Source organism: Litorimonas cladophorae, assembly GCF_014652455.1.
GTDB lineage: Bacteria > Pseudomonadota > Alphaproteobacteria > Caulobacterales > Maricaulaceae > Litorimonas > Litorimonas cladophorae.
Genome location: NZ_BMYV01000003.1, coordinates 305,053 through 322,853 on the forward strand (window position 1 = coordinate 305,053; position 17,801 = coordinate 322,853).

The 17,801-nt window shown below is 50.5% G+C and carries 23 protein-coding genes and 1 tRNA gene; 8 read left to right on the forward strand and 16 right to left on the reverse strand.

The window, feature by feature from the left end:
• Positions 1-35: 35 nt before the first annotated feature.
• Together IE073_RS13280 and IE073_RS13285 are read right to left on the reverse strand one after the other, a co-directional pair.
• Positions 36-1,322: an aspartate kinase gene (locus IE073_RS13280; protein WP_189586994.1), complete on the reverse strand. Its 1,287-nt coding sequence runs from the start codon at positions 1,320-1,322 to the stop codon at positions 36-38.
• A gap of 204 nt (positions 1,323-1,526) precedes the next feature.
• A complete protein-coding gene (locus tag IE073_RS13285; protein ID WP_189586996.1) occupies positions 1,527-1,694 on the reverse strand; it encodes a CsbD family protein in 168 nt (55 codons plus the stop codon).
• Between the two features lie 76 nt (positions 1,695-1,770).
• Between IE073_RS13285 and ubiG the strand changes: the two genes are divergently transcribed.
• Positions 1,771-2,541: a bifunctional 2-polyprenyl-6-hydroxyphenol methylase/3-demethylubiquinol 3-O-methyltransferase UbiG gene (ubiG, locus tag IE073_RS13290; RefSeq protein WP_189586998.1), complete on the forward strand. Its 771-nt coding sequence runs from the start codon at positions 1,771-1,773 to the stop codon at positions 2,539-2,541.
• A gap of 215 nt (positions 2,542-2,756) precedes the next feature.
• The gene (locus IE073_RS13295; RefSeq protein ID WP_189587000.1) at positions 2,757-3,383 is read left to right on the forward strand and encodes a ParB/RepB/Spo0J family partition protein; all 627 of its coding nucleotides are present in this window, start codon (positions 2,757-2,759) and stop codon (positions 3,381-3,383) included.
• Here the strand turns inward: IE073_RS13295 and IE073_RS13300 are convergent.
• From IE073_RS13300 to IE073_RS13320, 5 genes are read right to left on the reverse strand one after another with little or no spacing between them, the layout of a single operon-like run.
• The gene (locus IE073_RS13300) at positions 3,380-4,378 is read right to left on the reverse strand and encodes an NAD(P)H-dependent glycerol-3-phosphate dehydrogenase (protein ID WP_189587002.1); all 999 of its coding nucleotides are present in this window, start codon (positions 4,376-4,378) and stop codon (positions 3,380-3,382) included. The genes IE073_RS13295 and IE073_RS13300 overlap by 4 nt on opposite strands.
• Positions 4,378-4,812, reverse strand: coding sequence for a DUF1178 family protein (locus IE073_RS13305; RefSeq protein WP_189587004.1), 435 nt, complete (start codon positions 4,810-4,812; stop codon positions 4,378-4,380). Before IE073_RS13305 ends, IE073_RS13300 begins: the two co-directional genes overlap by 1 nt.
• Entirely contained in the window at positions 4,809-5,612 is an 804-nt protein-coding gene (locus tag IE073_RS13310; protein ID WP_189587006.1) for a carbon-nitrogen hydrolase family protein, read from the reverse strand. The genes IE073_RS13305 and IE073_RS13310 overlap by 4 nt, the downstream gene beginning before the upstream one ends.
• A 3-nt stretch (positions 5,613-5,615) precedes the next feature.
• Positions 5,616-5,870, reverse strand: coding sequence for a glutaredoxin 3 (gene grxC / locus IE073_RS13315; protein ID WP_189587008.1), 255 nt, complete (start codon positions 5,868-5,870; stop codon positions 5,616-5,618).
• Between the two features lie 24 nt (positions 5,871-5,894).
• Complete coding sequence (locus tag IE073_RS13320; RefSeq protein ID WP_233350098.1) at positions 5,895-6,701, reverse strand: ComFC family protein; 807 nt, start codon at positions 6,699-6,701, stop codon at positions 5,895-5,897.
• On the opposite strand from IE073_RS13320, the gene IE073_RS13325 reads away from it, so the two are divergent.
• Entirely contained in the window at positions 6,686-7,531 is an 846-nt protein-coding gene (locus IE073_RS13325; RefSeq protein WP_189587010.1) for an SAM-dependent methyltransferase, read from the forward strand. The two genes, IE073_RS13320 and IE073_RS13325, sit on opposite strands and share 16 nt — an antisense overlap.
• 12 nt (positions 7,532-7,543) lie before the next feature.
• Here the strand turns inward: IE073_RS13325 and IE073_RS13330 are convergent, their stop codons facing one another.
• From IE073_RS13330 to IE073_RS13350, 5 genes are all read right to left on the reverse strand, one after another.
• Entirely contained in the window at positions 7,544-8,671 is a 1,128-nt protein-coding gene (locus IE073_RS13330; RefSeq protein ID WP_189587012.1) for a CaiB/BaiF CoA transferase family protein, read from the reverse strand.
• Positions 8,656-9,024, reverse strand: a complete 369-nt coding sequence (locus IE073_RS13335; protein WP_189587014.1) for a DUF4031 domain-containing protein — start codon at positions 9,022-9,024, stop codon at positions 8,656-8,658. The genes IE073_RS13330 and IE073_RS13335 overlap by 16 nt, the downstream gene beginning before the upstream one ends.
• Before the next feature lie 87 nt (positions 9,025-9,111).
• The gene (locus IE073_RS13340) at positions 9,112-9,990 is read right to left on the reverse strand and encodes a DUF1295 domain-containing protein (RefSeq protein WP_189587016.1); all 879 of its coding nucleotides are present in this window, start codon (positions 9,988-9,990) and stop codon (positions 9,112-9,114) included.
• 86 nt (positions 9,991-10,076) lie between these two features.
• Positions 10,077-11,021, reverse strand: coding sequence for a hypothetical protein (locus IE073_RS13345; protein ID WP_189587018.1), 945 nt, complete (start codon positions 11,019-11,021; stop codon positions 10,077-10,079).
• 3 nt (positions 11,022-11,024) lie between these two features.
• Positions 11,025-11,726, reverse strand: a complete 702-nt coding sequence (locus IE073_RS13350; protein WP_189587020.1) for a sulfotransferase family protein — start codon at positions 11,724-11,726, stop codon at positions 11,025-11,027.
• 285 nt (positions 11,727-12,011) lie between these two features.
• Here IE073_RS13350 and IE073_RS13355 point away from each other — a divergent pair, with 285 nt between their 5' ends.
• Together IE073_RS13355 and IE073_RS14315 are read left to right on the forward strand one after the other, a co-directional pair.
• Positions 12,012-12,461 carry a DUF6916 family protein gene (locus IE073_RS13355; protein WP_189587022.1) on the forward strand — a complete coding sequence of 150 codons (450 nt, stop codon included), beginning with the start codon at positions 12,012-12,014 and terminating at the stop codon, positions 12,459-12,461.
• 163 nt (positions 12,462-12,624) lie between these two features.
• Positions 12,625-12,960, forward strand: a complete 336-nt coding sequence (locus tag IE073_RS14315; protein WP_373298710.1) for a DUF6916 family protein — start codon at positions 12,625-12,627, stop codon at positions 12,958-12,960.
• Positions 12,961-12,975: 15 nt separating this feature from the next.
• On the opposite strand, the gene IE073_RS13360 is transcribed toward IE073_RS14315, so the two are convergent.
• The 3 genes from IE073_RS13360 to IE073_RS13370 form a co-directional block, all read right to left on the reverse strand.
• Positions 12,976-13,479 (reverse strand): GNAT family N-acetyltransferase, encoded by a 504-nt coding sequence (locus IE073_RS13360; protein WP_189587024.1) that lies wholly within the window; start codon positions 13,477-13,479, stop codon positions 12,976-12,978.
• A 123-nt stretch (positions 13,480-13,602) separates the two neighbouring features.
• Entirely contained in the window at positions 13,603-14,127 is a 525-nt protein-coding gene (locus IE073_RS13365) for a phage tail protein (protein ID WP_189587026.1), read from the reverse strand.
• A gap of 202 nt (positions 14,128-14,329) precedes the next feature.
• Positions 14,330-14,854 (reverse strand): phage tail protein, encoded by a 525-nt coding sequence (locus IE073_RS13370; RefSeq protein WP_189587028.1) that lies wholly within the window; start codon positions 14,852-14,854, stop codon positions 14,330-14,332.
• Positions 14,855-15,028: 174 nt separating this feature from the next.
• Here IE073_RS13370 and IE073_RS13375 point away from each other — a divergent pair, with 174 nt between their 5' ends.
• Genes IE073_RS13375 through IE073_RS13385 form a run of 3 tightly spaced genes read left to right on the forward strand, consistent with a single transcriptional unit; the run spans position 15,029 to position 17,627 of the window.
• Positions 15,029-15,907, forward strand: coding sequence for a sulfotransferase family protein (locus IE073_RS13375; RefSeq protein ID WP_189587029.1), 879 nt, complete (start codon positions 15,029-15,031; stop codon positions 15,905-15,907).
• Positions 15,908-15,967: 60 nt separating this feature from the next.
• Positions 15,968-16,702 carry a sulfotransferase family protein gene (locus IE073_RS13380; RefSeq protein WP_189587030.1) on the forward strand — a complete coding sequence of 245 codons (735 nt, stop codon included), beginning with the start codon at positions 15,968-15,970 and terminating at the stop codon, positions 16,700-16,702.
• Position 16,703: 1 nt separating this feature from the next.
• Complete coding sequence (locus tag IE073_RS13385; RefSeq protein ID WP_189587031.1) at positions 16,704-17,627, forward strand: glycosyltransferase family 2 protein; 924 nt, start codon at positions 16,704-16,706, stop codon at positions 17,625-17,627.
• A 77-nt stretch (positions 17,628-17,704) separates the two neighbouring features.
• Here IE073_RS13385 and IE073_RS13390 read toward each other — a convergent pair.
• Positions 17,705-17,779 (reverse strand) — tRNA-Gly (locus tag IE073_RS13390).
• Positions 17,780-17,801 lie beyond the last annotated feature (22 nt).

Here is a 17,801-nt window from a genome sequence, read left to right on the forward strand (position 1 = left end):
ATCAGGCGCAATCTAACGGCGTGATGAAGCTTTCGTTAAGGCGCGGAAACCTTTGGTGCCGACGCCGTGTGAAGCTCAAATGCGCTATGTAGGGCCCGGACAGCAAGCTCTGTATATTCACTATCAATGAGCACAGAGATTTTAATCTCTGAGGTCGCGATAACTTTGACGTTGATATTCCGCTCCGCCAACGCTTCAAACATTGTCTGCGCAACACCCGTGTGAGACCTCATGCCGATGCCAACGACTGAGACTTTTGTCACATCTGAGTCAGATTTAATGCCATCAAACCCGATCTCGGCTTGAGCATCATTCAAAGCTGCGAGCGCCTTCTCCAAATCGCGCTTCCCAACCGTGAACGTCAAGTTGGCGGAACTGTCGGATCGAGAAATACCCTGAACAATCATATCAACAATGACATTTGCATCGCTCATGGCGCGGCAAACTTTGGCAACCATGCCAGGTGCGTCTTTCAGACGTAGGAGTGTGATTTGGGCTTCGTCGCGTGAATAAGCGACGCCGCTGACGACGCGTTCTTCCATGGTTTCATCCTCGTGGCAGACCAATGTTCCGGGGTTAGGGTCACCGACTTCGGCCATGCTGGTCAGTACACGGATCGGTAGATTATTATTCATAGCCAGTTCGACTGACCGGGTTTGCAAGACTTTCGCGCCCAGCGAGGCGAGCTCTAACATTTCTTCAAATGCGATACGGCGCAAGCGGCGCGCATCTTTGGCGATGCGCGGGTCAGTGGTGTAGATACCGTCGACATCGGTATAGATATCACAACGGTCGGCTTTCAGCGCGACCGCCATCGCCACGGCAGATGTATCTGAGCCGCCACGGCCTAAGGTCGAGATACGGCCATCATCACTAATGCCCTGGAAACCCGCAACAACGGCGATGTTACCCTCAGCCATTGACGGTCCAATGGCCGACGATTCAATTTCTGCAATGCGAGCTTTGGAATAGGCCATGTCCGTACGCAACGGGATTTGCCAACCCAGCCAACTGCGTGCTTTCAATCCGCGACGACGTAAAGCGATGGCCAGCAAGCCCGATGTGACTTGCTCGCCCGTGGCGACGATGGAATCATATTCATCGTCGATATCACCGCCTAACGCTTCACCCTGCTTAACGCGGTCGGCATCAAGCCCGTCCACGAGTGCGACCAAACGGTTCGTTTCTCCACTCATTGCCGAAACAACGACTGCGACTTCGTTGCCCGCTTCGGCTTCTGCGGCCACAAGGCTCGCAACGTGACGAATTCTGTCCAAGTTGGCGACGGACGTACCGCCGAATTTCATGACTATGCGGGCCACTTAGGGTCTCCGAGGGAATGCTCTATAAAATATAGAAGGGTCTTAATTTAAAAATCGGCCACCTCTTAGTGCTACACTTCGCTGGACGCAATAAATTGTTGCCTAGAGACACGCTTCAAATGAGGCACGCTCCAAATTTGCGCATAAAAAAGCCGCGCAACCTCTCGGCGCGCGGCATATATCCTAAAACGGGAAGTTCAGGATTTACTCGATTGCGTCTTTCGCATCTCCGACTGCGTCTTGCGCGCGGCCCTTTAATTCCTGGGCTTTGCCCTTGGCTTGCATTTCTTTGTTGTCGATTGCATCGCCAATTGATTGCTTGGCTTTACCTGCAGCTTTATTCGCTGCGCCTTTGATGTGTTCGGACTCCATAATTTTTCTCCTGTTGAGTTGAGTTACGTATATAGAACTCGCGATCCCAAAATTTGTTCCGATTTGAGAGTTTAGAATGGCACATACAGATAATCAGCCCGAACGTTTGTCTCGTATTTCTGTAGACCCGGCGGAGATGGCCAGCTTCTCTCGTATGGCCGCAGATTGGTGGGATCCGACCGGTCCATTTAAACCACTGCATATTATGAATGGCGCACGATTAGATTATATCAAACAAACCGTTTGTGACCATTTCGGCCTCGACCCTAATGCTGAGCGCCCCCTGACTGGGCTTCGTGTCCTAGACATCGGTTGTGGCGGCGGATTGCTTTGCGAACCAATGGTCAGGTTGGGCGCCAAAGTGACGGGCGTCGACGCGCTAGAGCGGAATTTGAAAACAGCAAAAACCCATGCCGAACAGGTCGGTGTTGAGATCGATTATCGGCACGGCACAATTGAACAAATGGTGGAAGCAGGCGAAGCGCCCTATGATGTGGTCCTAAACATGGAAGTCATTGAGCATGTGGCCAACCCGCCAGAATTCATGGCCGATTGCGGCGCAATGGTCAGGCCTGGCGGCATTATGTTGTGTTCGACCATCAACCGAACATTGAAAGCCTTTGCGCTTGCTATTGTCGGGGCCGAATATGTTCTGCGTTGGCTGCCGCGTGGCACGCACCAATATGCGAAGCTTGTCAAACCCGTCGAGATCACCCGTTGGATGAGCGATGCGGGTCTAAATATTACCGAGCAAATCGGGATGAGCCTCAATCCGATCACCAATGTGTGGACACTCTCTGGGGATAAGTCGATCAACTACGTCACCGTGGGTACAAAGAGCGCTTAAATAATTAGTTAACAATTTACTAATTCCAAAGTCACCTTTCGACGCGAAGGTGATTTAACCGTGTTTGCCTTATTCTTGACAAAACTTGTTATATAACAGGCGCCTAATACGTTAATTCACGTTAACGACTTTGGCGTTTTTTTAATGGAACGGATATGTTCCCGTAAACGTAGAAAGTTCATGTTAGCGTTATATTAAATATGGAGGACGCCCCCATGTCCCACATCGAAACAAGCCCTGTGGATATGTTCATAACTTTGCGACCTCGCCTATTAGGCGGTCGATTGTTGCAAGATGTGAAAGCTATGCAGGCCTCTATTGCTCGCTTTGGCCTGCTTTCACCTATCGTCGTTTCACGCGCAAATGACCGATTGGTCGTCGTTGATGGACGAAAACGTCTCGCCGCAATTCGTCGATTATCATTTCTGGGGCGTTTGCCGCGGTCTCTTGTGAATATTCCCTATGTTGAAGTTCAAGCGGGACAAAACGAAGTTAGACAAACGCCGTCCTTAATGTCCAATCGTGAGCTCTATAACACAGTCACAGACATGTATCGTGAACATCGTGACGTTGACCTGATTGCGACAGAGCTCTTCCTACCACGTGGCTGTGTCCGTCAAATTCTGACGTTATCGTGCCTATCCAAGCGGGTTCGTCGGGCCTTTTTTGACAAGGTGATCGGCTTTACTCAAGCCAGAGCTTTTGCCACTTTGCCTGATCATAAAGCACAGGATAAGGCTTTTATGGCGCTCGGCCCCTTCGCCGAAGAAGCTGAAATTCTGGATTATATCCAAGCAGGTTCGAAAATGGCCCCAGCAGCAAATTTGAGCCTAGCGGCCTAGTCTGTCTCGGACTTTAACGGGCGCGTCAGAAGCTCGGCCATTGCTTCAGCGGGTGTGATGTTGCCACTCAGAACGCGATCCACGGCGATACAAATCGGCATGTCGACGTCGTGTTTGGCCGCCAAGCGCACCAATGCAGGCGCCGTTGCAACGCCTTCTGTTACAGAATTTCGGGATGACAAAATGTCTTGGAGGGCTTCACCCTCGCCAAGCCGCATACCACACGACATATTGCGAGATTGGGTTGAACTGCACGTCAGCACGAGATCTCCCAGACCACACAGACCAGAGAGTGTTTCCGTCCGCGCACCCAACGCCGCACCCAAACGGTTCATCTCCGCGAAACCGCGCGCAATCAGGGCGGCATGCGCACTCTGCCCTAATCCCATACCCAGCAGCATACCGCAGGCAATGGCGAGCACATTTTTTACAGCGCCACCAATCTCTGCCCCAATCATATCGTCCGTCGTATAAGGTCTAAAAGTAGGTCCCTGCACGAGTGGCGCGAGCGCGTTGGCAGCTGCTAGATCATCCCCCGCCAGCGTCACCGCCGTCGGGAGGCCCTTAACGACGTCGCGCGCAAAGCTGGGGCCGGATAAAACAAAGCGGGCCGCCTGAGGGACGGTTTCAGCCAAGACCTCATTCATAAATTCTAAAGTGGAGATTTCGATCCCTTTGGAACACAAGACAATCGGCAATCCGTCTAGGATATAAGAGGCAAATCTCAGGAGCTGTGCACGCGTGTGCTGGGCCGGGATGACGGAGAGACAAAGATCGGCTTGCGCAAAATTCGGTATGTCGGCTGTCGCCGTGATCCCCTCATGTAAATTTGCGTCGGGTAGGTAGCGCGCATTTTGGCGGGTCGCATTTATGTCCGCCGCTTGGTCAGCATCCCGCATCCATAATGTCACTGCATGACCATTAGCCGCCAACAGCTGAGCCAATGCAGTGCCCCAAGAGCCTGCGCCTAAGACAATGGCGTGATATTTCGGCATTAATTCAACTTTGGTTTGGCGGTTTCAGGGACAAATGCGTCTGGCAGAGCTTGGGCCGCAATACCCTCTTCTTTCAGGGCCGAAGATTCTTCAGGCGTGACGGAGCCATAAATGCCCCGTTCTGGCTTTTCGCCATAGTGGATGGCCCGCGCTTCATCCGCGAATTTAGCGCCAACATTGTCACAGTTTTTTTCGATCTCTTGGCGAATTTTCGCGGCGACAGCGTTCATCACTTTCGCCTTATCTTCTGCGCGGGCTTCGGTCTTTCGTGCAGTTTTAACAGCTGGCGCCATGATCGCTTTGCTGATTTTTGCATTTCCGCAAAGGGGGCATGACAGCAAACCAGAGCGGGCTTGTTCGTCATAGTCCGACATGGAGGCGAACCACCCCTCGAACTCATGCTCATGTTCGCAAAGGAGATTATAACGGATCATGCGCTCTCTCCGCGCCAAGCAGGAACACGAGAGCGAGCCTGCTTGACAGCCGCTAGATCCAGTTCGGCTAAAATATATCCGGGTTTATCATGATCTAATGCGCTGATGATCTCACCCCATGGACCAATGATCATTGAGTGGCCCCATGTTTTTCGACCATCTTCATGCGTGCCACCTTGAGCTGGGGCGATGATAAAAGCGCCTGTCTCAATCGCGCGGGCTCTTAACAATGTTTCCCAATGCGCTTTCCCTGTGGCCACGGTGAAAGCCGAAGGTGCAGCGATTACATCAACCTCATCTCGGGCATAGCTTCCGTAAAGGGCAGGAAAGCGAAGATCATAACAGATTGAGAGCCCCATCTTCATATCTGTAACATGGGCGGTCACTGGCTCTGTCCCCGCCGTGTACGTGTCGGCTTCGCGGTAGCTTTCTTGGGTGGAGATGACAGCTTCGAACAAATGAATTTTGTCATATTGGGCGACAATTGATCCATCAGGTCCGAACAAAACGCTTCGATTGGCGATCTGCCCATCATCTCGCAAAATAGCCAAGGACCCAATCAGCAAATGAACCGATAATTCGTCCGCCAACGCAAAGAAAGCGCGAACGCCCAGATCATCTTTCATTGTGCGAACGCCGAGCCGCAAAAGATCGGCATCTTTCTGTAAGAAATGCGTCATTTCGGGCGTACAAATCAACTCTGCGCCCGCATCTTTCGCCGCACGGATAAGCTCCGACGCCGCGGCAATATTAGCAGCAACATCGACGCCAGACCGCATTTGTATGGCCGCAGTTTTCAAAATCTAAAGTCCTAAAAGAGCGTCCAACTTGCCCGACCGCTCGAGCGCAAAGAGATCATCACATCCGCCGACATGTTTACCGTCGATGAAAATTTGTGGAAAAGTGTTGCGGCCAGAGCGCTCGTTCATTTCTCTTCGCTTATCGCGGTCCATGGCGGCAGGAATATCATCAACTTTGACGCCTTTCCCTTTGAGCAAAGACTTCGCCCGAACGCAAAAAGGGCAAAAGGCTTTGGTATACATTTCGACGTTTGGCATTTTATCTCTTTCGTGTTGAAGGTCTTATGTAGGCAGTGCTGCAGCTTTTGCCACTCGCGCAAGGCATAAACCATCAACGCGCGCGACGCCCGCTCGTTTCAACGTTCTAGCGCAGGACTCCAGAGTTGCCCCCGTTGTTAGAACATCATCGATAAGAACAATGTTTCGCCCCTTGATTTTTTCTGGGTCACGGACGTCGAACGCGCCTCTCACATTCTCTGCCCGCGCCCGCGCATTGAACTGCCCTTGGCTTTCCGTTTTACGCATGCGGAACAATACATCCGGGGCAAATCTGGCAGGCGTAATTTTGGCCAAAGCCCGCGCAAGAAGCGTCGCTTGATTATAACGCCGTCGGATTAAACGGCTTGGATGCAGGGGAACAGGGACAAGTAGGTCCGCATCCGTCAGCAATTCCCGCCCGGCCCGACGCATTTGCGCAGCAAAGCTTGGCAAGCCCTCCGTCCGCCCGCCGTGTTTGAATGACAGTATCAACGCCCGCGAGCCTTCATCATAGGCCATTGCGGCTCGAGCGCGGTCATAGGCAGGCGGCTTTACAGCGCAGCGCCCGCATAATCCGCCGTCTTTTATTTCATATTCAAAGGGGAACCCGCACGCGTCGCACCAGGGCGCATCCAGAAATGTGACGTCGGCCCACATCCGCCGCGCAATCGGATCGCCGTCCAAACCCAGCAAGGCTTGCGGCGGCAAGATGGTATTGATCACGGCCTCACCAATTTGCTTGGCGGATCGCGATGTCACTTGTGTCAGGCTGTCATCTTGCGCTTTGAGCATGGGAGTGAGAATAGCGGAGCGGTATGACCACGTCGCCACAAAAAATCTTCAATCCAACCGCTTTAGAAAAGGCCCGTCAGCGCAGCCTTCGTCGGCAAGCGAGAAAGGGCGTTTCCTTCCTCTATTTGCGAGCGGCCGAAGATGCGGCGTCTCGGCTTGAGGACATCAACCGCAGGTTTTCCCGCGTTGTCCTGATCGGCAATTTAGATGGCCGAGACCTCGTGAAAGCTGCGTTACGAGAAGACCGGCAGCCTGAAAAATTTGAGTATGTCGCTGACGTGAGCCAGTTGAGCGGAGACTATGACCTTATCTTGTCCTTATTGGACCTACAGAGCGATGATGCCATTCCGGATACGCTTACACATGCAAGGCAGCACTTACGGGCAGATGGCATGATGCTCTTCGCGTTTTTAGGTGGAGAGACACTAACAGAACTACGCCAAAGCCTTTACGCCACGGATCAACAAATATTAGGCGGGGCAACCGCGCGCGTTTTCCCGATGGTCGATTATAGCCAAGCCGCCATGTTATTAGGCCGGACAGGCTTGGCTCTGCCCGTTGTGGACACGGATCGTATCAATGTGGGTTATAGTCATCTCAGCAATCTGATCGAAGATTTACGAGACTTAGGTTTAACGAATGTCCTCACGGCGCGCGACACCCGCCCGCTAAATCGTACATGGCTGGCGGCTCTGCATGCGAATTACGCCCAGCATTTCGGGCGTGAAGATGGCAAGGTCAAAGCGACCTTGGAAATTATCTGGATGACAGGATGGGCACCGCATGAAAGTCAGCAAAAACCCTTAAAACCTGGCAGCGCGAAAATGCGTTTGTCAGACGCATTGGGGTCAAAAGAAACCAAGCTTTGATCGTCAGACGACCTAGGGCGTAACGCCGGCCGCTTTTAAAGCCGACAGCTTACCCGCATCATACCCTAGTTCTGCGAATATGGCATCTGCGGCTTCATTTGCACTGGGGACGTGGAAATCTGGATCGTGCTCACTGTCAGAAAAAACGGGAGCGGGTCGCGGGTGAACAAAAGGCCCCTGTTTGCGCAGTCCACCGCGCGCGCTATTCTGGGGGTGGTTCGGCGCTTCGTCATAGGTCAAGACGGGGGTGACGCAAGATTCTGTGCCATCAAAGATTTCCGACCACTCATCACGTGTCTTGGACGCGAATATCCCTTCAAGCAACGCGTGTTGTTCTGGAAATTTCGACGCGTCATTCTGGCTGCCATATTCAGCCTTATCGACCCCCAAAATACGCAGCATTTCTTTGAAAAATTGCGGCTCTAAGGGACCCACAGCCATAAATTTTTCATCTTTCGTTTCGTAACATCGATAATAAGGGCGCGCACCGTCCAGCAAATTCACGCCCCGTTCCGGTGACCATTGCCCTAATCCGGACAGCATATGCAGAATACTCATCATTGAGTTTGTACCGTCAATAATCGCGGCGTCGACAATATCGCCTTTACCCGTACGGCCCGCACGAATGAGCGCCGCCAGAATACCATTGACCAAAAATAGCGAACCACCGCCATAGTCTCCGACCAGATTCAGGGGTGGGGATGGCGGGACACCTTTGCGGCCCATTGCGCCGAGCGCGCCTGTGATCGAGATATAATTGATGTCGTGACCGGCAACTTTGGCCCATGGCCCCGTCTGTCCCCATCCCGTCATGCGTCCATAGATTAGTTTTGGGTTCAAATCGTGGCAGACATCGGGACCAACACCCAAACGCTCTGTCACGCCAGGACGCAAACCTTCTATGAGGACGTCAGCCGTTTTTATTAAGTCCAATACAATTGTGGCCCCTTCGGGTTTACGCAGATCGAGCGTGATCGCTTTTTTACCGCGATTGGCGGGATTGGGGATCGCCCCCATTGGTCCAGGTCTGTTCACGAGAATGACCTCGGCCCCCATGTCTGCGAGCAATTGCCCCGCATAAGGTCCAGGACCAATCCCGGCGAGCTCAACGACGCGAATACCGTCTAAAGGTTTGGACATGCCGAAGGCTCCGGTTGGATTGTGTAACGTTGTGTACGAATTAATGTGCGCTCGAATTTCCGTGTTCTGGAACGATCGCCGGTGGCATCTGACCATTCCAAACCCAGACGCGCGGCATAGTGCAGGGCTGTCCGGGAGCAGACTTCAACTGCACCCAACGAGATGGCGTGGGAGCGCTTATCTTCAGGGATGTCATAATGAGGGTGGCTGGCTTTGGGCGGTGTTTGAAACCATCGTCGCTCCATGCCGATTAGATCGGCCATTTGATGGAGTTCATCCAAACTATCGGCGATCATGTGACACATGATATATCCCCGAAAAGGGAACTTGGCCGGATCGACATAAACGCTCATGTCCAAAACCTAAGGCGCGCCCTGTAAGGCTGCAACCCACATATACGTTGATGATCGCGACGAATGCGAATGGGGAAACGGAACGATCTAAGCTTTTTTCGGCGGGCGCATCATGAGCACCGGTGTTTGAGCCTTATAAGTTTCATAATCTGCTTGGCCGGCCCATTTTTTGTCTGAGCTCTTCTCCAGCATAGGGACACCGCTCACGCGGGTCAGCAAGAGGTAGACAAAGACAGGGGAAATCAGCACCACATGTTGCCAGCCCTGAAGGACTGGTAAGGCAATCACAGCAATCCCAAGCCATAGTAGAATTTCGCCAAAATAATTCGGATGGCGAGACCACGACCAGAGGCCACCGGTAATAAACCTGCCTTTGTTCGCAGGATCGGCGCGGAAGGCTTTCTTCTGGCTATCAGCAATCACTTCGATGCCGAACCCAATGACCCAAAGCACAATCCCGACATAGGCGAAGATACCGAGTGGAATATCGCGCCCGGACGTGACGACAGCAATGGCCGCCGCCGTCGTTAAAATCACCCAGAGCGCTTGCAATGTCCACGCGTTAAGAAACCTGACGAAAACAGGTTTAATTGGGTCGAATCTTTGGTCTTTTCCGTCTTGGGAAATGCGGTTGAACAAGAATGTTCCCAACCTTACCGCCCAAATTGTAACAAACAGCGTCACGATAACACCGCGTAACGACAGGGGTTGGGAGAGCGCGGCCGCGATCAAAATCGTTGATGAATTCGTGAAAGCCCCAATCAGGTCATAGAACTTCTCGGTTTGCTTTAGATATGCAGGGATGAAGGCGACCCAGTTAATGACAAATGCCCAAACACCGCAAATCACAAAAACTGACAGCGGCCCAAAACGCGTACCACCTTGGCCACCGGCAAAAACAACCCCTAAGCCAATGAGAGTGATGATAAGAAAGACAATCACGCCTTTTGAGGTTTTATTTGTCACACTAACGTCCTTTGTATTTCGGGACTTGTTTGGCCTGTCCCCCAGCCCGTGTCATGCAATTTTTTAGGGTTCGCAGAAGGCTGCGGTCATGGCTTTGGAATATAGTCCCACCAATACTTCAAACTCAGCCGTTCTAGAACATTCGCCCGCTGAGCAGGGTCGTCAAAATTTGGGAGGAGTTCATTTTTCCAAAGTTCTAAATTATCGAGCGTCAAAGCGTCCGCCGACCATTCGTCGACGAAAACCACGGGTAAATGCTTATAGGCGTCGTAAAGGCTGTTTCTGCGGATTATAGGGATAGCGCCGCGCAAAAGGGCTTGCCAGGCTTTTGGCGATGGGTCCAATCCGCCTCCCTCCGCACAGAGAACAAAAGAATGCGCGTCGATCAAATTCAGGAAAGCCTCCTCTGGAATATCTTCGTCCAATATTGTGGTGAAGGATGCCCAATACGCTTTGGCTGTATCAGTGATGGCTTTACGGGCGTCCCACTGTTGCCCCTCTCTAACGCGATGCCCGCACAATATGTTCAGAGGTCTTTGGGCAAGATTTGGCGCCTTTGGCACAGGTATAGTTTCACGTATTTGGGGGGCATCGGAATAGACCAACCCTAAAGGTAGCGGACTCATGAGCGGGTGCGATACGTTATCGGCATTCTCTGCCACCCAATGATGAAGGTGTGGATGATCCAAGATCATTTTAACGCGGCGTCGATTCTGAGCATTCAGGGGAACCCATCTTTTATCAACTTGAAAGGGCACAGTCGCATCGGAGGAACCAGAAATGAGGGTAAACGCACTATCGATTTGCGGAAGAATAGTTTCGGTAAAATATTGAAGGGCCCGTTCATGGTAACGCAACGATAGAAAAATCGTTTTGGGTGCGCCCTCCGTCTTATTTTTATGAAAATGGGTGTGGGGCAATCCATAATCGGTTAAAATGACCCAATCGCATTTCGATGCGATACCCGTGATTTTATATTTATCAGCGCCTTGAAGCCGGGGAAGCAAGCGCGTCGAGTGCGGATTCAACATCGTCTAATTCGCATATTCCTGAAGTTCGAAATATATACGAAGTGCGTCCTTCGGCACTGGGATTTCAGGACGTTCGAAATGCTTCAACTCTCTGTCGAAAAATCCTCTCGCTTCATCTGACATCTCGTGGTTCAGTTGAATTATCAGCCGTTCAAATGACGACAGCATTTCATCCGCGTCGCTCACAAACTCCACGATAGGAAAGGGATTGTTCCTCAGAAGTTTTAAAAGCGCCCTGTTGTAAACGGACCAGATGTGAAAGCAGTTTTCCAAATCAAATTGATTTCGATCATTAATCGAAGACGCAACTTCTGCCGGGTGACGAAATATTCCCGCGCGGCCAAGATCTGGCAAAACCTCCAACCAACCATCCATCACTAAAACTGTACGCGGGTCCTTGAAAGCCCAAACGCGTTCTGATTGGCGAGACTCAATAAAGAGGTTGCGTACAGCCTTATGCAGGGGTTCCCATTCTGGATCTGTGGGCGGGTTGTGCCACGCTCCTCCAGATTTCACCAAGAGGTCTTCATGCATATAAAGGATAGACGCAGGTTCGTTTAAACCTTTTTCATTCCGGGGAAGTTTTTGATCTAGAACTTCGCCAAAAGATATTCCGCAAGCTCTGAGCGTTCCCGCGAGTGTGCTGGTCCCGCTCCGATGCATTCCGAGCAAGGCGATCCCGTGTGATGGTGAGTGTGAATTCATTTATCTTGCCCCCGCAGATATTCTGGGACTCAAATCGCCCCATTCGGAATCCTCTAAACCAATTTGACTTTCACAACTAGTACCGAAGCCTTTCAAAGGGAAAAACTATTGGTTATTTCGAGCAACTATCGAAATGATCACCTGACAGAACCCGCCCGAAATTAGTCAGAAAACTCAGGATTAAATCGATTCAACACTTTGTTGCATTTTTTGAAAAACAGCGGTATGATTTGTTGGGCGCGATTAAAAGTTAGCCCATATAACGTAGATTTACGGGGCAACAAAATGCAAAAGAACACTCAATTAAATCGCAGGTTATTTATCGGCGGCCAAGTTGCGCTCGCCGCATCTGTGGGCTTTGGCGCATCCGCCTTTGCATTGGAAAACCAATCTAGCTTTGGGTTGGAAGAGCAAGTGAGCTGGAGAACAGGAACAGCAGACCAGTTCGCCAAACTCATCAATCAACAGTTTACGGCAGTGACGCCAAATGGCGGCCTTCTGCAAATGAAACTTGTGGAAGCAATCCCAAATTCCTCTGGCTCTGCGCGTCCAAAACATCTGTCGCGGCAAGAAGGCGTTTCTCTCATCTTTGAGAGCGATTTCGCGGAAGACCTTGCTGCGAAGGGACATCATATAACATCGGTGTGGAACTCAGTCCTTGGAGAATCAAAGATGTTCTTGGGCACAATCCCACGTCGTTCTGGCGGATATGAAATTGAAGTTATTTTAAACTAGTTTCAGCAGGTTAATCCTACTTGATGTTTTTCTGATAATGGCAATTGGAGTTGCGGTCATCGGACCCAACACTGCAATGCGTATTCCCTAAATCGGGAGCCAGATGTTTTGTGTGGCTCTCAAGCACCAATTTTTATTGGCGCGAATAGTATAAAGTCCTTCCATGACGATTGACCCGATCACAGCGACCGCTGAGACATTTAAACCCTTCTTAAAACAATCGTTTCAGGTCCAAACTGAGAGTGGCCCGATTGAGGTCATCTTGGATAATATTAAAATTTACGAGAACTCAGGCGTAAGAGACAGTCATTTAGAGATTGATAGTCGGGTGTATCCTATACGCCAAGCCTTCGCGTTAACGTTCGAGGGTCCAAGGGAACCAACTTTAGTTCCCCAGATATATACAATCACCCATCCCGAAGCAGGACTGTTGGAACTCTTCATTTCTGGATTTCGACAAGACCATAGCTGCATGCTCTACGAAAGCATTTTTAATTGAACTGAAGCATCTAGCCTAGAACTCTCGGGCAGAAAAATCACCCTTCCATTCCATGGCGAAGTGAAGGCCATTCACGCCCGTCTTTTTAAACCCATGACGCGAGTAGAATTGAATGGCCGAAGTATTGTTTTGGTTGACATGTAACCTGACCGGGACCTTGCCGCCATAGGCCTCATTGATCAAACTCTTTAAAATATCTGAGCCAATTCCCCGTCCTTGATATTGCGGCAATATCGCGAAATCAATTATCAGTAGTTGCTGGTCTTGGCGGTCAAGAATGAGACGCCCGATATCCACACCGTCGAGCTGAATAATCCGATAAATCGCGCCCAAATATCGCATTTTATAGGTTTTATCTTGTGCCTCATACTGACTTTTCAAAAAGAGCTGTCTTTCTGCTTTTGGCCAACTGGTATATTGAAATTCCCATTCGCGGGTGCTGGCGTAGACATCAAACAAAAAGCCTTTGTCCTGATCTGTGATTATTCGAAAATCTATTTTTCCTCGGCTGCCCAACATTCGATAAACCCTAATTGTCTTGGATACAAAAAAACTCGCAACAAAGCGGTGCGAGTTCTAATTTTATAATTCACGACTGAAGCCTGCTTTACCGCAAGAACTCAGGTCCCGTTGTTACGAATTTTAGCTACGAGACGGGTAAATACCGACCAGGGCGATAACGTAATTCATCACCAGATATGGCTGCATATTGTTGAAAGAGGTGTCGCCGCCTACGGATTCGATCATGCCCGCATCCATCTGCACCGTTGCGGGACCATTGTGATAAACCCTTTGTGCGGTTCGCTCAGATTTGGCAAGAAAATCGCTGCCCGGACCCGTCAAATTTCCGATCGCATTCGTCGCGTTCACTCGGTGACTATGCGACGGCATATTTGCCACAGTTAAAGTGGTCGTTTCGGTCCCAGCTCTTTGTCCAATCCGTCGATCCGTCAATCCTGGCCCGTTACCCGCTCCGACAACGCAGCGCCCGCGCGTGTCGGGAAGACCCATGGTTGTTCTTCCGTCACCGCCAAATACTGTACCAAGTAATGAGAATAAGGCTGTATTTTGAGCGATTGCCAATAATTGACCGTGGCAAAAAGCCCAGCCCCGCGGCGCGAAGTTCCAACCGCCAAGCGTGATTTCTCCAACAAATGGTTCTGACATTTTATAGGCCCCTATAAATTATTTATTTAATAGTCAAAATATTGCATATTTATCTATCTTTGGCAAGGTTTCTATTTTGCAAATCTTCAAATCCAAACTGGATTTTTAATAAAAAAACCCGCCACGAGGTGCGGGTTTATTTATCACAATTTAATTCAGACGCTGACACAGGGTTCGAAAACCTACATCAACACTGTTCTGCCTAGCTACGAGATGGGAAGATGCCTTGAAGCGCGATAACGTAATTCATCACCAGATATGGCTGCATATTGTTGAAAGAGGTGTTGCCGCCTACGGATTCGATCATGCCCGCATCCATCTGCACCGTTGCGGGACCATTGTGATAGACTTTTTGTGCGGTTCGCTCAGATTTGGCAAGAAAATCGCTGCCCGGCCCCGTCAAATTTCCGATCGCATTCGTCGCGTTCACTCGGTGACTATGCGACGGCATATTTGCCACATTTAAAGTAGTCGTTTCGGCCCCACTTCTTTGTCCAATCCGTCGATCCGTCAATCCTGCCCCCCGCCCAGCGCCGACGACGCAGCGCCCACGCGTATCGGGAAGGCCAAAGGTCGTTCTGCCATCACCGCCAAATGTTGTACCGAGTAATGAGAATACAGCGCTATACTGACTGATTGGCAATAATTGACCGTGGCAAAAAGCCCAGCCCCGTGGTGCGAAGTTCCAACCGCCAAGCGTGATTTGTCCAAGATATGGTTCTGACATTTTATAGGCCCCTATAAATTTTTTTATTTAATGCGATAAGCTATGCACACTTATGCAAAATTAGCAAGAATGAAAATTTTTCTTGTCTGGCCAGGAAAGTGTAATTTTTTTGCTTGAGGTTTCCCAGTGTCCCTGAAAAGTTGATCAGGAATTTAGAAAAACGGGGCAAGCGCGATGAATAGTGACAATTTGAATTTAGACGTTGGCCCACTCGTAATAGGAGGGGTGGGCGGGAGCGGTACGCGGGTACTTTCAAAACTTGCGCAAGACATGAACGTCCACATGGGGCAGTTTTTTAACAAGCCTTTAGATAATCTTTGGTTCTCTTTATTTTTCAATCAGCCCAAATGGGCGGCCGCCGCTCATGAGCATGAAGTTTTGCAATCGCTTGATCTATTTGCGCGTGCCTCGCTTGAGGGGTTCAAAGGAAACGCCAGCCCCGAAACCGAGGCTTTAATTGACGCGTGCCTGTCAACCTCGCGCCTTGCCATCCGAGCACCTGAATTGGGTGAGGCCACAAAGCGTGATATTTTGCACTCCGTCGGAATTGAAACCTCAGCCTATAAACAATGGGGCTGGAAAGAACCCAACAGCCATATATTTATCCCTCAAATTGCCAAGTTTTTTCCTGAAGCCCGCTTTATTTTGATGGTGAGAAATGGCTTAGACATGGCTTTTTCCCGCAACCAAAACCAGGTGATACTCTGGGGTAGACGGTTCGGAGTTCAATTAGATGACCCCGCTAACGTCAGCCCCTCGCAGTCTTTGCAATATTGGCTCGCAGCGAATGCTCATGCACGACGAAATTTAGAAGAGCTGATGCCAGGTCGCTGGCTGGAGGTCCGCTACGAAAATTTGCTGGCCGATCCCGTCGCTGAAATTGTGCGCATTGCCGAATTTATCGGCACCAACCTCGATCCTGAATTGTCGCAAGAGCTGGCTAAACTCGTTGAGCCCCCGGCGACAGTCGGTCGATTCCGCGCCAAGGGTTTGGAGGCCTTCCACCCTGATCAAATCGAAGCCGTGAAAGCGCTCGGTTTTGTGGTTGAATAACCACCCTTGTCGGTTTTCATGTCGCACGGTTTCACACAAATATTACAGGACTCTGGATAAATGACTGATCGCACAACTCCTCTCAAAGCGCCGACCATGGTCGGCATTCTCGGGATGCACAGAAGCGGGACAAGCTGCTTAAGCGGATGTCTTGAGGAATACGGCCTGCCCTTGGGCGACGTTTCAAATGCCGCGCCAAATAACCGTAAAGGGAATAAGGAAAACCTAGAATTCAGACAGATAAATGACGCTGTTTTGGCCCTGAGTGACGGAGCGTGGGATCGACCGCCAAAGCAATTGATTTGGGATGATGAGTTACGTCGCCGAAGAGACGCCTATTTGGCTAAACATAAGATTTTCGATCTTTGGGGGGTCAAAGATCCCCGCACATTACTCACACTGCCTTTTTGGGAAGAAGCCGATTTGAATATGCGGTGGGTCGGTACATTTCGTCACCCGGCGGCCGTTGCCGCGTCATTAAAATCCAGACCGAACCTACTACCCGCGACGCCCAGTCTGGACCTATGGAAACTTTATAATCTTAATTTGCTGGACTATGTTCGCCGTCACAAAGTACCGATTATCTCATTTGATCTTTCCCGCGCAGAATATTTAGCGGCGGTGGAAAAGGTCTCACAATATCTGGGATTGAAAGCGCGGTCGCAAGATGAATTAGATTTTTTTGAAGAAGACTTCCGACACCACGCGCCGAAGAATTTTGCGGGAAGCGACTGTGGAGCAGACTACATCACGCTCTATGATGAGCTTTTAGATCACGCAATAACGGGGAAATGACATGCAGACAGACACAACAAGAACGTCTGAAGACAAAGTCGAGATGAAATTAAAGCTGAGTGTTGTTGTTATTTCTTTTAACATGGCCCGGGAGATTCCAAGAACGCTTTTATCCCTCTCCCCTAAAATGCAAAACGGGATGGCCGCAGACGACTATGAAATCATTGTGGTGGATAATGGGTCAACACGGCCTTTCGATGATGAAGCCTGCAAAGCCATTTCCCCAAACATCAAAATCATCCACAATGACCCATGCGGGTCCGTGTCGCCTGTGGGCGCCATCAAGCGCGGGCTTGAAGCCTGTCAAGGCGAACTCATCGGTGTCCTCATTGATGGGGCGCGCATGGCTTCACCGGGGCTACTTGCGACCGCGCTGCAAGCCTCGCAGCTCTCGGCCCGTCCTGTCATTGGGACTCTGGCCTTTCACCTGGGTCCTGATGTTCAGATGAAGTCTGTTCACAATGGGTATGATCAACACGCCGAAGACGCACTTTTGAAAACTGTGCCTTGGGAGACGGACGGCTATCAACTGTTTAATATCTCCGTTTTTGCTGGATCCTCTGCGACGGGATGGTTCAAGATTCCCGGAGAAACAAATGCTCTGTTCATGCGCGCAGACTTATGGTCCGAACTTGGCGGGTATGATCAGGGGTTTCAGACGGTCGGCGGCGGGCTGACCAATCATGACATGTGGCACCGCGCTTGTAAAAGCCGCAATAGCGATGTTTTTTTATTGCTGGGCGAAGCGACGTTCCATCAGTTTCATGGCGGCGTCGCAACCAATGCAAAGGTTTCACCTAGTGCCGACTTTCACAAGGAATATAGAGCGCTCCGCGGAACTGATTATTCCCGCCCTTGGGCACCTTTCAAAATTTTCGGCTCCATTAAGCCCGTCCACGCCGATTCCCTAAAAGCTTCAAAATAAGGTGAGAGCATTTAACCGTGCGCGGAGGCCTGAAAGCTGGAGAGCTTTGGCCAAAAATCTGGGAAAAATGGAAAATTTGGAGCGGGCGATGAGATTCGAACTCACGACCCTCACCTTGGCAAGGTGATGCTCTACCACTGAGCTACGCCCGCTCACGAGATTTACGTAGACAAT

Bases quoted from the DNA above. Each gene is read 5' to 3' on its own strand.
- IE073_RS13370 (WP_189587028.1), bottom strand. From the start codon at position 14,854: ATGTCAGAACCATATCTTGGACAAATCACGCTTGGCGGTTGGAACTTC.
- IE073_RS13360 (WP_189587024.1), bottom strand. From the start codon at position 13,479: ATGTTGGGCAGCCGAGGAAAAATAGATTTTCGAATAATCACAGATCAG.
- IE073_RS13335 (WP_189587014.1), bottom strand. From the start codon at position 9,024: ATGAGCGTTTATGTCGATCCGGCCAAGTTCCCTTTTCGGGGATATATC.
- IE073_RS13375 (WP_189587029.1), top strand. From the start codon at position 15,029: ATGAATAGTGACAATTTGAATTTAGACGTTGGCCCACTCGTAATAGGA.
- IE073_RS13300 (WP_189587002.1), bottom strand. From the start codon at position 4,378: ATGCCGAAATATCACGCCATTGTCTTAGGCGCAGGCTCTTGGGGCACT.
- IE073_RS13345 (WP_189587018.1), bottom strand. From the start codon at position 11,021: ATGTTGAATCCGCACTCGACGCGCTTGCTTCCCCGGCTTCAAGGCGCT.
- IE073_RS13325 (WP_189587010.1), top strand. From the start codon at position 6,686: ATGACCACGTCGCCACAAAAAATCTTCAATCCAACCGCTTTAGAAAAG.
- IE073_RS13295 (WP_189587000.1), top strand. From the start codon at position 2,757: ATGTCCCACATCGAAACAAGCCCTGTGGATATGTTCATAACTTTGCGA.
- IE073_RS13380 (WP_189587030.1), top strand. From the start codon at position 15,968: ATGACTGATCGCACAACTCCTCTCAAAGCGCCGACCATGGTCGGCATT.
- IE073_RS13350 (WP_189587020.1), bottom strand. From the start codon at position 11,726: ATGAATTCACACTCACCATCACACGGGATCGCCTTGCTCGGAATGCAT.
- grxC (WP_189587008.1), bottom strand. From the start codon at position 5,870: ATGCCAAACGTCGAAATGTATACCAAAGCCTTTTGCCCTTTTTGCGTT.
- IE073_RS13365 (WP_189587026.1), bottom strand. From the start codon at position 14,127: ATGTCAGAACCATTTGTTGGAGAAATCACGCTTGGCGGTTGGAACTTC.
- IE073_RS13285 (WP_189586996.1), bottom strand. From the start codon at position 1,694: ATGGAGTCCGAACACATCAAAGGCGCAGCGAATAAAGCTGCAGGTAAA.
- ubiG (WP_189586998.1), top strand. From the start codon at position 1,771: ATGGCACATACAGATAATCAGCCCGAACGTTTGTCTCGTATTTCTGTA.
- IE073_RS14315 (WP_373298710.1), top strand. From the start codon at position 12,625: ATGACGATTGACCCGATCACAGCGACCGCTGAGACATTTAAACCCTTC.
- IE073_RS13330 (WP_189587012.1), bottom strand. From the start codon at position 8,671: ATGTCCAAACCTTTAGACGGTATTCGCGTCGTTGAGCTCGCCGGGATT.
- IE073_RS13385 (WP_189587031.1), top strand. From the start codon at position 16,704: ATGCAGACAGACACAACAAGAACGTCTGAAGACAAAGTCGAGATGAAA.
- IE073_RS13355 (WP_189587022.1), top strand. From the start codon at position 12,012: ATGCAAAAGAACACTCAATTAAATCGCAGGTTATTTATCGGCGGCCAA.
- IE073_RS13305 (WP_189587004.1), bottom strand. From the start codon at position 4,812: ATGATCCGTTATAATCTCCTTTGCGAACATGAGCATGAGTTCGAGGGG.